Origin of the sequence: Altererythrobacter sp. (assembly GCF_050299635.1) — a bacterium.
Taxonomy (GTDB): domain Bacteria; phylum Pseudomonadota; class Alphaproteobacteria; order Sphingomonadales; family Sphingomonadaceae; genus Erythrobacter.
Map to the genome: position 1 here is coordinate 139,637 of NZ_JBNKWF010000004.1, position 13,625 is coordinate 153,261.

At 62.8% G+C, this 13,625-nt stretch carries 12 protein-coding genes; 2 read left to right on the plus strand and 10 right to left on the minus strand.

Going from position 1 to position 13,625, the window contains the following annotated elements; genetic code table 11:
* Window positions 1–34: 34 nt before the first annotated feature.
* Genes ACQY6C_RS03380 through ACQY6C_RS03390 form a run of 3 tightly spaced genes read right to left on the minus strand, consistent with a single transcriptional unit; the run spans window position 35 to window position 5,138 of the window.
* Entirely contained in the window at window positions 35–1,795 is a 1,761-nt protein-coding gene (locus tag ACQY6C_RS03380) for a cytochrome c3 family protein (RefSeq protein ID WP_427964701.1), read from the minus strand.
* A gap of 17 nt (window positions 1,796–1,812) precedes the next feature.
* Complete coding sequence (locus tag ACQY6C_RS03385; protein WP_427964704.1) at window positions 1,813–2,682, minus strand: hypothetical protein; 870 nt, start codon at window positions 2,680–2,682, stop codon at window positions 1,813–1,815.
* A complete protein-coding gene (locus ACQY6C_RS03390; protein WP_427964707.1) occupies window positions 2,682–5,138 on the minus strand; it encodes a cyclic nucleotide-binding domain-containing protein in 2,457 nt (818 codons plus the stop codon). Before ACQY6C_RS03390 ends, ACQY6C_RS03385 begins: the two co-directional genes overlap by 1 nt.
* A 125-nt stretch (window positions 5,139–5,263) precedes the next feature.
* Between ACQY6C_RS03390 and ACQY6C_RS03395 the strand changes: the two genes are divergently transcribed.
* Window positions 5,264–6,190, plus strand: a complete 927-nt coding sequence (locus ACQY6C_RS03395) for a tetratricopeptide repeat protein (protein ID WP_427964710.1) — start codon at window positions 5,264–5,266, stop codon at window positions 6,188–6,190.
* On the opposite strand, the gene ACQY6C_RS03400 is transcribed toward ACQY6C_RS03395, so the two are convergent.
* The gene (locus ACQY6C_RS03400; protein ID WP_427964713.1) at window positions 6,187–7,455 is read right to left on the minus strand and encodes a lipopolysaccharide biosynthesis protein; all 1,269 of its coding nucleotides are present in this window, start codon (window positions 7,453–7,455) and stop codon (window positions 6,187–6,189) included. The two genes, ACQY6C_RS03395 and ACQY6C_RS03400, sit on opposite strands and share 4 nt — an antisense overlap.
* A gap of 22 nt (window positions 7,456–7,477) precedes the next feature.
* On the minus strand, window positions 7,478–8,278 hold the full coding sequence (locus ACQY6C_RS03405; protein ID WP_427964716.1) for an NTP transferase domain-containing protein: 801 nt from the start codon (window positions 8,276–8,278) through the stop codon (window positions 7,478–7,480).
* Between the two features lie 74 nt (window positions 8,279–8,352).
* Here ACQY6C_RS03405 and ACQY6C_RS03410 point away from each other — a divergent pair, with 74 nt between their 5' ends.
* On the plus strand, window positions 8,353–9,078 hold the full coding sequence (locus tag ACQY6C_RS03410) for a hypothetical protein (RefSeq protein ID WP_427964718.1): 726 nt from the start codon (window positions 8,353–8,355) through the stop codon (window positions 9,076–9,078).
* Here the strand turns inward: ACQY6C_RS03410 and mmsB are convergent.
* From mmsB to ACQY6C_RS03435, 5 genes are all read right to left on the minus strand, one after another.
* Window positions 9,065–9,934, minus strand: a complete 870-nt coding sequence (gene mmsB, locus ACQY6C_RS03415; protein ID WP_427964721.1) for a 3-hydroxyisobutyrate dehydrogenase — start codon at window positions 9,932–9,934, stop codon at window positions 9,065–9,067. The two genes, ACQY6C_RS03410 and mmsB, sit on opposite strands and share 14 nt — an antisense overlap.
* A 243-nt stretch (window positions 9,935–10,177) precedes the next feature.
* Window positions 10,178–10,960, minus strand: coding sequence for an enoyl-CoA hydratase-related protein (locus ACQY6C_RS03420; RefSeq protein WP_427964724.1), 783 nt, complete (start codon window positions 10,958–10,960; stop codon window positions 10,178–10,180).
* Window positions 10,961–11,058: 98 nt separating this feature from the next.
* Window positions 11,059–12,111, minus strand: a complete 1,053-nt coding sequence (locus ACQY6C_RS03425) for an enoyl-CoA hydratase/isomerase family protein (RefSeq protein WP_427964727.1) — start codon at window positions 12,109–12,111, stop codon at window positions 11,059–11,061.
* Window positions 12,108–13,253, minus strand: a complete 1,146-nt coding sequence (locus ACQY6C_RS03430) for an acyl-CoA dehydrogenase family protein (protein ID WP_427964730.1) — start codon at window positions 13,251–13,253, stop codon at window positions 12,108–12,110. Before ACQY6C_RS03430 ends, ACQY6C_RS03425 begins: the two co-directional genes overlap by 4 nt.
* Window positions 13,254–13,325: 72 nt before the next feature.
* Complete coding sequence (locus tag ACQY6C_RS03435) at window positions 13,326–13,625, minus strand: I78 family peptidase inhibitor (RefSeq protein ID WP_427964733.1); 300 nt, start codon at window positions 13,623–13,625, stop codon at window positions 13,326–13,328.

A 13,625-nucleotide genomic window follows, 5' to 3' on the forward strand; every position in this document is an offset into this window, starting at 1 on the left:
GCGATCAGCACGGCTTGCCCCTTCCCATATGTACCTAATCGCCTTTGCGGGTCGAGAGCGCAACCTGCTTCGGTTCCGTCGGTGGATGGTCGTGCGGTATCTTGCCTGTGGGCGGGTGATAGGCGTGGCACATGGCGCAGCTCGAAGCGACCTTGCCCTTCGGCGCGTCTTCGCCCAGGTGGCAATCGCGACAGACGGCGATGCCCGGGATAAGCAGGTCATCCGATGTCTTCGATGTCTCCGCCGCGTGACAATCCGAACACTTCTCTTCCTTGTGTGCTTCGTGATCGAAGAAGCCATTGACCAGGTAGAAATCGGGAATGTCGACCGGGACCACGTCTGGCCGCCCGTTCAGGATCGTGGGAATGTGGCATTCGCCGCACACGCCATTCTTCTTCAGCGCGCGGTTGATCGCAACCAGAGAGCCCGATGGCGGGCCGAAGTTCTGGTGGTAGAGCCTGCCACTGGCATATTCGCCCGGTCGCTTGCGCCCGCTCACTACGGGAACGCGCGGGCTGCGGTCCATTGCGCGCAAATCCGCCAGCATCTGGTCGACATCGCCATGACGCAGCGTACGGAAGGTCGAGCCGACCTTGTCATAGACCAGGCTGTGGCAGGCCTCGCAATCATCCTCCATATCGACCGGAAGAAAGCCGAGCTTGTCCTTAGTCGGCGTATGGCAATCCTTGCACACCAGCGCTTCGCCATATCCCTTGCGCGGACCCAGGCTGGCGGCCATCCGCGCAGCGCCGCCCCTGGGGTCCAGGTGCAATTTGTGCGGGAAGCGCAAGCCATTGAACTCTTTCGGTTTCTTTGCCAGTGAAACGCGCTCAGGCTTGGGCTCTCCGCGCATCGTGCGGATCAGCGCCTTGAACTGCGGGTGGGCCTTGCCGAAGTCGCTTGCATTGCCCAGCACGGTGTCTGTCAGCCGCGCGTCCATGCCATCGTGGCACTCGGCGCAGAAGGCCTGCGCAGGCGGCGCCATCCGCATCGGCCCTTCATGTTCGGTATGACAGGTTGTGCAGGCACCGGGGCCTTCCTTGCCCAGCGTTTCGGCCACCGCCCATTGGATCGAATCCCCGGCGGATAGCGGCCCGCGGCCGGCGAGTTGGCGCGGCTTCGGGGCGTGATCGCCGGTGCCCTTGTGGCAGGCGAGACAGGTCTCGTCGCGCACGGCCTGGAACGGGACGACGTGGCAGGCCTCGCAATTGTCCTCAAGCCCGTGGTGCGCGAAGCTGAGCGCGCCGGTGCTCCAGCTACCATCCATCGCGACCTTTCCGGGCGCCTTGTAGTCGGGCTCCACCTTCTCACGCGTGAGGTTCGAGACGATTGGAATGGCGAGGAACGCGACCAGAATTGCCGCGAGCCCGATCCACGACATGACGCGCTTCGACGGCATCACGCTGGCGAGCGCAAAGCCGGATAACGCTTCGCTGTCTCCCACCTTGTCATCGACCTGGCGCTGGGTGATCGTGACCGGCCCATCGCCCTCTTGCGAAAAGGCGAGACGGTAGCTGCCGAAGCCCAATTCGGCACCTTCGCGCGGGTTGAACACGGCTTCGGTGACGGTCCTGCCGTCATGCGTGAAGCCAAGCGTACCGGCAGCGACGGCGCGCAAATGCCCGCCCGGCACCGGTTCGATTCTGGCATGCTGCTGCTCGACCGCAAGATCGGGCAAATGCACATCATTTTCGCTCGCACGTCCGATGGAAAGCGTGTCGCCGCCGTGCTCGCGGTCACGGACGATTTCGCGCCCGGCGGCTGTGAAGTCGATCGTACGGATCAGGAATGCCATCGCGCCGTCTCTCCCCCTCAGCCCCAATAATAGAACACGCTGACGATATGCGCGGTAAGCGCGGCGATCAGCGCGATCGTTGCCGGGATGTGGATGAAGAGCCAGACTTCGAGCAGCGCCTTGAGGCGCAACTGGCGGCGGATCTGTTCGAGCTGTGCCATGCGGCGGCCGAGCAGCGCGCGCACGCGCTCGCGGTGTTCGTCGCCATGGGCGGTGGCAAATGCGTCCAGCGCAATGCGGGTGGCGCATCGCTTGTATGAGCCAGTCAGGCGGGCCCACAATCCAGCGGAAAACACGTCCTGATCAAGCGCGGCAATGACCAGATCGGCATCGTCGCGGCCGAGCGGCTGCGCGGCGCTTTCAAGCTGACGGTCGAGCGCTTCGAGCGCCTCCACCATCTGGCCGCGCGTCATTTCCTTGCGGTTGTTGCTGAGCGCCTGCGGAAGCGTGGCATAGACTGTAATGCCGTAGATCCCGCTCACGATCACCAGAATCATCAGCGACCAGGCCAGCGTATGTACGTTCCAGCCAAGCTGGAAGCCGGTGTGGAGCGTGCCGATCACGATCAGTGCGAGGCCGAGATAGACATGCGCGCTGGTCCAGGCCTTGAGGCTCCATTTGCCCTCGGTCATCCTGCGTTTGCGGATGCCGAGCAGGCTGAGCCAGACGATCAGCCCGGCCCCGATCGTACCCAGGGTGTAACCGTACCAGGTTCCGCCATTCTGGCGCGGTTCGGGATCGATCAACAGGTAGATCAGGACGCAGATTGCGCTGATGGCAGCGGCGGCCTTCAGCCAGTAGAAACGCCGATGCGCGAGGAAGCTCTCGTGATCGGTGTCGCGCCGCGTATTGTGGAAGGCGAAATCGCTGTCCCGTGCCGATGCCATCAGACCATCTCCTCCTGCACCAGCTTGGTGAAGGTGAGGAACTTCTCGGGAGCGACGCGGATCGCGGCGCCGGTGGGGCAGGCGCGCACGCATGCCGGCCCGCCTTCGATCCCCGAACACATGTCGCACTTGATCGCCAGCTTGGCCGCTTGCGTACCTTCCTTCTCGGCTTCCTTCTTGCGCCAGGCATAGGGCGCTTCGCCGGGCCCAGGCCCCTTGCCGAATAGCAGCCACTGGATCAGCGAGGGTTTTTGCGGCGGCTTGGCGTCCATGCGGATCACGCCATAGGGGCAGTTGCGCTGGCAATTGCCACAGCCGATGCAGGTTTCGTCGATGAAGACCTCCCCGTCCGCACCGCGCTTGATCGCATTGGGCGGGCAATCGGCCATGCAATGCGGATGTTCGCAATGGCGGCACGAAGTCGGCACGTGAAGATGGGCGTAGGTCCGCCCGGCCTCGCGGTCGAGGCGGGAAAGACCTTCGTGGCTGTCGGCGCAGGCCTTCTCGCAATTGTCACAGCCCACGCACAATTTCTCGTCGATCAACAGCACGTCGGTTGCTTCGCCAAGCCCGTTGTCGACCAGGAATTGCGCGGTCTGCGAATACATGTCGACCGCGCCGCCAAAACTGTGTTTTTGTTCTTCGATGAAGGCGTTGACTTCGCGCCGCGCCGCCATGTCCTTGAGCGTGCGCTGGCGGATTTCCGGCTTGCGTTCGAGCAGCCGGGTAAAGGCTTCGCCCGGAAAGCGGACGACTTCGGATTTGATCGCGGCCTTGACCGTGGCGGTTCGTTTCGAGCCGTCGATCACCGCCATTTCGCCGAAATAGGAACCCGCGGGCAAATAGCTGAGGAACACTGGATGGCCGCCGATATCCTTTTCGACGATCATCGATCCGCGTTGGATAACGAAGATGTCCTTGTCCTCCGCGCCTTCCTCGATCACCGCTTGTCCGGCGCGGATTTCCTGGATTTCGGCTGCATCGACCAGTTCGGCTACGTCTTCCCTGGTCAGGCCCGATCCGAACATCTGCAGCAATTGCCGTTCGATGGTGATGCGGTTGACCGCGCGCGCGGCGGAAGGAACCGTGGCGATCAGCTTGAGCGCGGCGCCGCGTGACAGCTCCATCACGGTTGTCGGTTCGGCTGCACGGATCGTCGCGCCGCGAGGTCGGCCAGAGATCAGGCCGACCTCGCCGAAGATCGTACCCTGTTCGATCGGCACTGTGACGGAGGGATCGTTGGGGTTCACTTCGACCGCGACGGAGCCTTCGGCAATCGCGAACATCGACGAGCCGGGATCGTTACGGACGAAGATCACTTCGCCCCGATCATAGTGGCCAACGCTGCTGTCCAGCATCAACTCGCGCATCTGCAGCGGCGAAAGCTCCTGCAGGATCACGATATTGTTGCGGAATGTCTCGAGCCATTCCTCGACCGAACGATTGCCGGGCAGGGCAGCGAATTTCTCTGCCAGGATGGGCTCGTCCGCGGGCTTGAGCTCGGTGTTCCCGTTCAGGAACTCGATCACGTCATAGCCCTGGTTCATGCAATGCTTGATAAGCGGATAGCCCGCCAGCGCACCGATCACATGGATGCCGGACTTGGTCGTCTCGAAACTGGGAGATAGCTGCGGGAAGGCGGCGCGATCCTCGCTGGTGAATGCGATGCCACAGGATTCGACAAAGCCGCGCGGCGGCTGCGATCCGGTGCGCGCGATGATCCGGTCGCAAGGGATGGTTTCCTGCCCATCGCGCGTTTCGAGCACCAGTTCGCTCTCGCGCACTTCGGCGGGGCTGGTTTCGCGCCGGACGGAAATTCGCCCGTCCTGCTCCGCCTCTTCCAGCAGCTTGACATTGGCACCCTTGGCCCGTGCAAACTCCGCGCTGCGGTTAAGGATCGTCACCACATTGCGCTGAGCCGGATCGGCAGCAAGGCCCAACGCGTTCTCGATCCCGGCATCGCCCGACCCGACCACGGTGATATGCTCGTCGACATATTCGGTTGGATCGTCGAGCTGGTACTGGATATGCGGCAGATCGGCGCCCGATACGCGCAGCCGGTTGGGGTTGCCCTGCGTTCCGATCGCCATCACCACCGCTTCGGCTTCGATCTCCTGTCCGCTTTTCAGCTTGATCGTGAAATTGCCGCTCTCGCCGGTAATCTCCACCACTTCTGCATTGAGGATGGTGTTGACCTTGTTTTCCTCGATCTGCCGGTCCCAGATGCCGAGGATCGTCTCGCGGCTGCCCGCTTCGAAATCGAGGTCGCTGCGCAGCACCAGATTGTTGGGCGTCGCCATGACGTGCTTGCCCTTCTGGTATTTGAAGATCGTGTCGGAGAGGTGATCGGTCTTTTCGATCAGCACATGGCTCATGCCAAGGGATGCCGCATGCGCCGCCGCACTGAGCCCGGCAGGCCCCGATCCTACAACAGCTACACGATAGCGATCCGGCACAACCGCCCCCTCTTGGCTGATCCCGCGACCTAATTTGTTTTACCTACCATAGGCATAACGCGGCGTGCACGCCAAGGCCAATTGCGGTGATTGCGGGGTGAATGCCCCGCTGCTAGCCAGACGGGATGGAAAATGAGAGTGCCGGGCGCGGCGTATCGCATTGGGGTGTTGGCCTGTTGTTGCTGGCGGCGCTGCTCGTTGCAGGCGTTTTGGCATGGCGGACTATGAGCGATTCCCGCGATGCAGGTGTGCAGACGGCACTGGAGGAAGGCCCGCTGAGCGTGGAAGAGCTGCGCGCCCGGGCCGAATCAGAGCCTGGCAATCCGGAAGGCTGGCAGGAACTGGGCTTCGCGCTGTTTTCAAGTGGGGACTTCGCCGATGCAGCGGATGCATATGGAAAAGCCACCGATGCAGGCGGAACGGAAGCGGTGCTTTGGTCAGCGCTGGGCGAAGCCAAGGTCATGGCGAGCGAACACGATCCGATGCCGGCAGATGCGCTTGCCGCGTTCAGGAAAGCGATCCAGCTTGATCCCAGCGATTCGCGCGCGCGCTATTTCCTCGCGGTGAAGAAGGATCTCGACGGCGATCACGAAGGCGCGATCAGCGATTGGCTTGCGCTCCTCGCCGATACGCCCGCCGGCGCTCCGTGGGAGCGGGATCTGCAGCGCACGATCGAGCAGGTCGGCGCAATCAACGGTATTGAGACGGACCAGCGAATTGCCGAGGCAGTCGCTTCCCGATCACCGCTCGCTGGCGGTCCTGAGCTTGGTGGCGGTGCTGGTATCCCCGGCCCCAGTCAGCAGCAGATCGCCGCGGCTGGCGCGATGAGCCCGGACCAGCAACGCGACATGGCAATGGGCATGGTCGAACGGCTTGAACAGCGGCTTGCAAGCGATCCGTCAAATGTCGATGGGTGGGTGATGCTGATCCGCAGCCGCATGACGCTGGGCGAACCGGACAAGGCGCGCAAGGCGCTGAGCGATGCGATTGCGGCCAATCCGTCCGAAGCGGGGCGCTTGCGGCAGGAAGCCCAGGCGCTCGGCGTGAGCTAGGCCTTCTCGCTATCCCTTGCGGGATCCACCGTGATGCGGATCTGCTGCATGTTCAGCATCGCTACGTAGAAACCGATCACGGCCAGCGCGCTTGATCCCAGCACTGTCAGCGCTGCCCCCTTGGCCCCGTTCCAGTCGATCGCGACATCGAGCAGGACCAGCGCGAGCAGGGTCGGAACGGCACGCACCATGAAGGCCGTGTGCGCCTTTCCGGCCGAGACCAGCAGCGATTCGAGGCTCGCGCCGACCAATTCGACCGCGCCTGCAATCGCCAGGATCACCAGCGCCCAGTAAAAGCCGCCGAATTCGGGTCCGGCTACCAGTTCCAGTCCCCAGCGACCGAGGAACAGCGCCACCAGCACTGCCAGCACCCCGCCAATCAGCGCGATATTGGCCATGCGCCGGGCCATCACCAGTGCTTCATCCTTGGCATGGACCAGTTCGGGATAGATCGCCTTGGAAACGGTTTGCGCCAGTTGGACCAGCGCCTGGCCAAGCTGGCTGGCGACGCGGAAACCACCGGCCAGTGCCTCGCCGCCGAGCGAGCCGACCAGTAGGATCATGACCTGCTTTGCAGCAATGTTGAGGCTACCGGTGAGATTGGTCGAGACGACGAAGCGCCATGCCTCAGGGTGGTCGCGCGGGATTTTGCGCAGGCTGATCTGCGACAAGTCGATCCTTTCCTGCCGCGCGGCGACGATCCACAGCGCTGCCGCTACGGTCAGTTCGGAAGCGGCCCAGGCGAGAATGAAACCCGTGACAGTTGGCATGAACAGCCAGGCCAGGATCGCGCCGCCCGCGCGAATGGCAGGTTGCACGGCCTCTGCCGCGGTCGCCTTGCCGAACTTGAAGCGCAGGCGCAGCAGCCCCGTGGGAGTGGTGCGGATCGAGAGCAGCGAGACAAGGCAATAGATGAAGGTGATCGGCAGCAGTTCGCTGGGCAAGGGCAGCCATAGCTGCGCGGTTTGCACCATGATTGCGGCCAAAACGGTGCCGATCGCCACCGACAGCATATCGAGCGCAATCGCAAAGCCGGTCGCTTCGCCAGGCCCTTCTTCTCCGGCGCCCCAGCGCACGACGAATTGCCAGGTCTGGAAATTGGCGAGGCCGGTCACTGCCTGCCCCAGCGCGACGATAATCGCGAAATGGCCGAAACCGTCGAGCCCCAGCGTGCGCGTGGCAAGCGCCAGATAGACCAGGCTCATCACGGCATTGAAGCCGCGCCCGCCGAGTAACCAGCCGATATTGCGCAAGAGGCGGTTCATCGCGGGCTATCCAGAGCAGGCCTCAGCCCGCGGCGGCCTCGCGCTTTGCGAGCATCCGTTCGGTCACTTCGAAGGTTCGCTCGTTGTCGACATCGATCGCAAAATCGCCCTTGGACATGACAATCGGCACCAGCTTGAAGCCGAATCGGCGAGAAACCTGTTCGAAGATCTTTTCCTTGGTGCCCCAGCCGAAATAGAATCGCACAAGGTTCATCCAGCCGAAGGCCTTTGCAATCCGCTTGGGAAACTTCACGAACTGGCCGCCGCCGCGCATGATTTCGGCAGCGGAAAGGGCTTCGCTGCTGCCCATCCAGTACATGTTGCAGTTGGAATAGCCGCCATCGCGGAATTCGTAGAACTTCTTCTGTCCTTCGGGATCTGCGGCCTGCACGTCTTGCTTGCGGGCCAGCGCTGCAGCCGCTCCAGCCTCGGCGGCCAGTGCCTTGTCGATGAATTCGCCATAGCCATCAGACGTCACCAGGCAATTGTCCGCCGTGGTGATCAGAAGCGGGAAACTGGCCCCTTCGGCTCCCGAAAACACGCTGTCGACAATGTTGAACTTGCCTTCGCGGAACTTCAGCCGGCCTTTTTCCACCAGCGCTGCCACCGTGGGAAGTGCTGCGATCTCTTCATGATCGTGCGCCACAATGTGGATGGCGCCGATCTTGCCGCAAGCTGCCACTTCGCGAACGACGCGCTCAATCATCGGAACGCCGCGAACGGGGACCACGCATTTCTGGGCCACGCCTGCACGCTGGGCCAGTGGATCGTGAACGCCGGAACGCTTCCCGGCCATGATCAGAGCAGTAACCTTGTTTTCCATGACAGCGCCAATAGGCCCGATTTGGCTGGAGGCAAAGCCTTGTCATCGCGAGCTACCGGATGCAGCAGGTGGCTATGCGCATAATCTTCAGCAGGAAGGGCTTCGACAGCTCGGCAGGCGGCGGGCCGTCGCCAATTGTAGACGGGAGGCCGGTGAGCCTGCCGATTCCTGCGGGCATCGCATCGCGCACGACCTATCGCTCATTGGGCCTGGGCGAACATGCGGAAAGAGCGAGCCGGGGCAGGCTGGGGCCGGACGATTTGTGCCATCACGATCCGATGTTCCTCGACGATGGCAGTTGCGCTTTCGGCCAGTGCGGGGCGGCGCAAACGCATCTCGCACGGCAGGGCGTGGGCAAGGGCGACGTGTTCCTGTTCTTCGGCCTGTTTCGCAACGAGACGACGGGCGAGCCGCATCACCGCATCTTCGGCTATCTCGAAGTCGAAGAGCTGGTCTCGCTCGCGCAGGGAGCACCGGAGGAGTTGGTCGCGCTGGGCCATCCCCATGCCTTGGAGATGCACCACCGAAATGACGTAGTCTATCGCGGGCCGGGGCGGGTTGCGGAACGGGCGAGCGATGCGCTGCGGCTGACGGTGCCGGGTGGGCCGCCCTCGCTTTGGAACCGCCCCGAATGGCTCAGGCTCGGCGAGCTAAGTTACCATGATCGCGCTGACCGCTGGCTACGCGGACAGAGATTGCGCAGCGTAGCGCGCGGTCAGGAATTCGTCGCCGATGTGGGGCGGCGCCGGGCCCCGCGCGAATGGCTCGCGCGGATTCTCGCCGAGATCAAAGCGTCTTGATGATCGCGGAGAAATCCAGCCCGCCGTTTCCGGCCCCGTTGAAATCTTCATAGAGCGCCGCGGCGCGCTGGCCCATCGGCACGGCGGCATCGGCGCTTTCGGCGGCTTCCATCGCCAGCCGCAAGTCCTTCAGCATCAGCGCAGTCGCGAAGCCGCCCTGATAATCATTGTCGCTGGGGCTTTGCGGGCCCACACCTGGGACCGGGCAATAGCTTGTCATCGACCAGTTCTGGCCCGACGAGACCGAGGAAATGTCATAAAAGGTCTGCGGGTCGAGCCCTAGTTTCTCCGCCATGCGGAAGGCTTCGCAGGTCCCGATCATATGGATGCCGAGCAACATGTTGTTGCAGATCTTGGCAGCCTGGCCATTGCCCGCCTGACCTGCATGGATCACCGCCTTGCCCATCGCCTCCAGGATCGGCCTGGCGCGCTCGAATGCGCTCTGCGTCCCGCCGACCATGAAGGTGAGCGTCCCGGCATTGGCCGCCGCGATGCCTCCCGAAACGGGCGCATCGACCATCTCGTAGCCATCCTCTTCGGCTAGTGCGATCACATCGCGCGCGGTGGCGACATCGATGGTCGAACAGTCGAGCAGGATTGCACCCTCGGGTGCCTGGCCGATGATGTCGGTGGTGTAGACGTCGCGCACGATTGCGCCGTTGGGCAGCATGGTGACCACGGCATCGGCATGCTCGGCAGCATCGCGGGCAGAACCGAACGTGGTGCAGCCATTCTCTTCCGCCGCCTCCAGCGCTTCGTCGCTGAGGTCGAAGGCGCGCACCTCATGGCCTGCCTTCACCAGGTTTGCGGCCATACCGCCACCCATATTGCCCAAACCGATAAATGCGATCTTCATAACAAATCTCCGATTATTTCAGGAGCAGCCAGAGTCCGGCGATTAGCGACGCGGGTCCAGCGGTTGCGAGTGCAACCAATTCTGTCCACGACCGAAATGCAACTGCTTTACGCATGAAACTTCCGCGCCCAAACGATACGATGTGCCGCTTCGAGAAATTGCCCGACTGGTTTCGAAAGTCGCGGAATTCCGACAATGCTAGAAAGCTGCCGACAGCGCCGACAGCGATCAACGCGAATGGAATCACCGTCCCTTCCACTGGCCTTCGCGCTTTTCGATGAAGGCGGCCATGCCCTCGGCCTTGTCCTCGCTCGCGGTGAGGATCTGGAAGATGCGGCGTTCGATGATCAAACCCTGATCGAGCGAAGTCTCGAAAGCGGCGTTGACCATTTCCTTGTTCGCGATGGCGGCCATGGGCGGCATCGCGGCAATCTGTGCTGCAGTCTTGAGCGCTTCATCGAGCAGGCTTTCATGCGGCACCACGCGCGCGACGAGATTGGCTCGCTCTGCCTCCTCGGCGTCCATCATCCGGCCTGTCAGGCACATCTCCATCGCCTTTGACTTGCCGACGGCGCGGGTCAGGCGCTGTGAACCGCCCATGCCCGGCGCAACGCCCAGCTTGATCTCGGGCTGGCCGAATTTCGCGTTTTCCGAAGCGATGATGAAATCCGCCATCATCGCCAGCTCGCACCCGCCGCCCAGTGCAAAGCCATTCACCGCGGCGATCCAGGGTTTGCGGGTCTTTTTGACGATCTCGCTGGTCCAGGGGCTGAAGAAATCCTGCAGGTAGAAGTCCGCCGCGGGCTTCTCGCTCATTTCCTTGATGTCGGCCCCCGCTGCAAAGGCCTTGTCGCCCGACCCGGTGAGCACGGCGCAAAGCTGGCTCTCGTCGGCCTGATAGGCGGCGAAGGCTTCGATCAACTCGTCGAGCACCTGCGAATTGAGTGCGTTGAGCGCCTGCGGGCGGTTGAGCGTGATCAGAGTGACTGCTTCACGCTGTTCGACGGTGATGGTTTCGTAGCTCATTTATTGTCCTCGTCGCCCCTGCGAAGGCAGGGGCCTATCTAACGTTGCAGCTCCGCGCGAAACGGTATCTGGATTTCCGCCTTCACGGGAATGACGAATTATTTCAGTTCGAGCGGCACCCACTCCTCCCCCTTGGGCAGTGGGGCGAAGATTGCATCGAGCAGATCGTCGGTCACGCCCTCTGGGGTCGGCGGGTCCCATTGGGGATCGTTGGTCTTGTCGGTAATCACCGCGCGCACGCCTTCGGCAAAGTCGGGGCGGGTGAGTACACGGCTGGCGATGCGGTATTCCATCGCCATGTTCTCGGCGAAATCGACGAGCGTGGCGCTGGTCGCAAGCTGGCGCAGCGCCACCTTGCAGGTCTGCGGGCTCTTGGTGCGCAGCGTCGCCAGCTCCTTCGCCGCCCATTCGCTGTCGTCGCTCTCAAGGCTGGCGAGAATGTCCTCGAACTGGTCGGATGCGAAATGCCGCACGATGGCCGAGGCATTGCCTTCGATCCGGGCAGGAGGCGGAGTGGCCGCAAGCGAGGCCAGCACACCGCCCGGCTCGTGCCCATGTGCGATGCGTTCCTTCGCTTCGCCCAGCGTCTCGGACGGGAGGTAATGCGTTGCGAGCCCGGCCCACAGGCATTCCGCCCCATCCAGCCTTGCCCCCGTCAACGCCAGGAACTGGCCAAGCCGCCCGCCAAGGCGCGAAAGATACCATCCGCCGCCGACATCGGGGAACAGGCCGATCCCCGTTTCCGGCATGGCCAGGCGGGTATGTTCGGTCGCGACGCGGAACTGCGCCGGTTGGCTGATCCCCACGCCGCCGCCCATGGTGATGCCGTCCATGAAGGCAACCACAGGCTTGCCATAGGTGAAAAGCTGGTGGTTGAGCTGGTATTCGTCATGGAAGAACTTGCGACCCGACACGCCGCCATCGTTGATCGCCGAATTGCGCAGGAAGGCGATGTCTCCGCCTGCACAGAAGCCTCGGCCCTCCGAATGGTCAATGATGACGGCCTTGACCGCATCGTCATTGGCCCATTCACCCAGAGCCGCGCTCATCTCGTGGCACATCTCCAGGGTCAGCGCGTGCAGCGCCTTGGGCCGGTTGAGCGACAGGAAGCCCGCCGCGCCCTCACTTGAGGTCAGAACGTCCTCAGTCATTGCCGCAGCAGGTCCCGTCCAACGATCATGCGCATCACCTGGTTGGTGCCTTCGAGAATCGAGTGCACGCGCAGATCGCGCCAGAAGCGCTCGATCGGATAGTCCCTTAGATAGCCGTAGCCGCCGAACAGCTGCAGCGCGTTATTGACAACGTTCGATCCGCTGTCAGTCGCGAGCCGCTTGGCCATGGCCGAGAAGCGCGATTTGTCCGGCGCGTTCTCGCTTACCTTGCAGGCCGCGAGGTAAAGCAGCGCGCGCGCGGCCTCCAGCTCGGTCGCCATGTCGGCCAGCATGAATTGCGTGTTCTGGAAGTCGGCAATCGGTGTGTCGAACTGCTTGCGATCCTTGGTGTAGGCGATCGCTTCATCGAGGCAGCGCTGGGCGCCGCCGAGCGAACAGGCACCGATATTGAGCCGCCCGCCGTCGAGCCCGGCCATGGCGAAGCGGAAACCTTCGCCTTCCGCGCCGACGCGATTGGCCGCGGGCACGCGGCAATCCTCGAAGATCAGCTGCGCAGTGGGAGAGGCGTTCCAGCCCAGCTTGTTCTCGGGCGCGCCAAAGGAGAGGCCCGGCGTATCCTTCTCGATCACCAGGCAGGAAATGCCCTTGCTCTTGTGCTCGCCCGTGCGGACCATGACGACATAGATGTCATTGAAGCCCGCGCCGCTGATGAACTGCTTGGTGCCATTGAGCACATAGTGATCGCCGTCCAGCTTCGCCGTGGTCTTGAGGCCCGCGGCGTCGGAGCCCGAACCCGGTTCGGTCAGCGCATAGCTGGCGATATGCTCCATCGTGACGAGCTTGGGCAGGAAACGCTCCTTGAGCTCACCGCTCCCGAAGCGGTCGATCATCCAGGCTGCCATGTTGTGGATCGAGACATAGGCGCTGGTCGCCGGGCAGCCATAGGCCATGGCTTCCATGATGAGCGCCGCCTCGAGCCGACCCAGAGCGATCCCGCCGCTTTCTTCGGAAACGTAGATTGCACCGAAGCCAAGTTCGCCGGTCCGCTGGATCACGTCGCGCGGGAAGTGGTGCTTTTCGTCCCATTCGGCCGCGAAAGGCGTGATGTTGTCCGCGGTGAAGCGCTTTGCCATTTCCTGGATGGCAAGCTGATCGTCGGTAAGCTGGAACTGTCCTGTCATTGGTATTCCTTGGTACCTGCTCGCCAGCCAGGCGGCGCTGACGCGTCAAACCCGGTCCAGCGTGTAACCGCTTCAGCCGCAGGTGATTTCGGTGATCTTCATTCCATCGTCATAGCGGACGTTCACGCGATCCTTGCGGTAGTCCATTGTCCAGGCTGAATTGGGCGGCCCCCAGCGCAGCGTCCGTGCGCCGCTATCCTTCTGGATCGCCGCGCCCATAGCCTGAGTGGCATCGTGGCCGATATGGCCCTGCGCGGCAGCCGCATCACAAATATAGTCGATCTCCACAGGCGTGGGTGCGCTCGCCATATCGTCGTAGCCGGCGCAGGATGCGAGGCCGAGCGAAACGATCGGAAGTAACAGTTTGTGCAT

Excerpts from the sequence above, each read along its gene's own strand:
- ACQY6C_RS03380 (WP_427964701.1), bottom strand. The coding sequence starts at position 1,795 with ATGGCATTCCTGATCCGTACGATCGACTTCACAGCCGCCGGGCGCGAA.
- ACQY6C_RS03400 (WP_427964713.1), bottom strand. The coding sequence starts at position 7,455 with ATGAACCGCCTCTTGCGCAATATCGGCTGGTTACTCGGCGGGCGCGGC.
- ACQY6C_RS03395 (WP_427964710.1), top strand. The coding sequence starts at position 5,264 with ATGGAAAATGAGAGTGCCGGGCGCGGCGTATCGCATTGGGGTGTTGGC.
- ACQY6C_RS03420 (WP_427964724.1), bottom strand. The coding sequence starts at position 10,960 with ATGAGCTACGAAACCATCACCGTCGAACAGCGTGAAGCAGTCACTCTG.
- ACQY6C_RS03385 (WP_427964704.1), bottom strand. The coding sequence starts at position 2,682 with ATGGCATCGGCACGGGACAGCGATTTCGCCTTCCACAATACGCGGCGC.
- ACQY6C_RS03435 (WP_427964733.1), bottom strand. The coding sequence starts at position 13,625 with ATGCACAAACTGTTACTTCCGATCGTTTCGCTCGGCCTCGCATCCTGC.
- ACQY6C_RS03410 (WP_427964718.1), top strand. The coding sequence starts at position 8,353 with ATGCGCATAATCTTCAGCAGGAAGGGCTTCGACAGCTCGGCAGGCGGC.
- ACQY6C_RS03425 (WP_427964727.1), bottom strand. The coding sequence starts at position 12,111 with ATGACTGAGGACGTTCTGACCTCAAGTGAGGGCGCGGCGGGCTTCCTG.
- ACQY6C_RS03405 (WP_427964716.1), bottom strand. The coding sequence starts at position 8,278 with ATGGAAAACAAGGTTACTGCTCTGATCATGGCCGGGAAGCGTTCCGGC.
- ACQY6C_RS03430 (WP_427964730.1), bottom strand. The coding sequence starts at position 13,253 with ATGACAGGACAGTTCCAGCTTACCGACGATCAGCTTGCCATCCAGGAA.
- mmsB (WP_427964721.1), bottom strand. The coding sequence starts at position 9,934 with ATGAAGATCGCATTTATCGGTTTGGGCAATATGGGTGGCGGTATGGCC.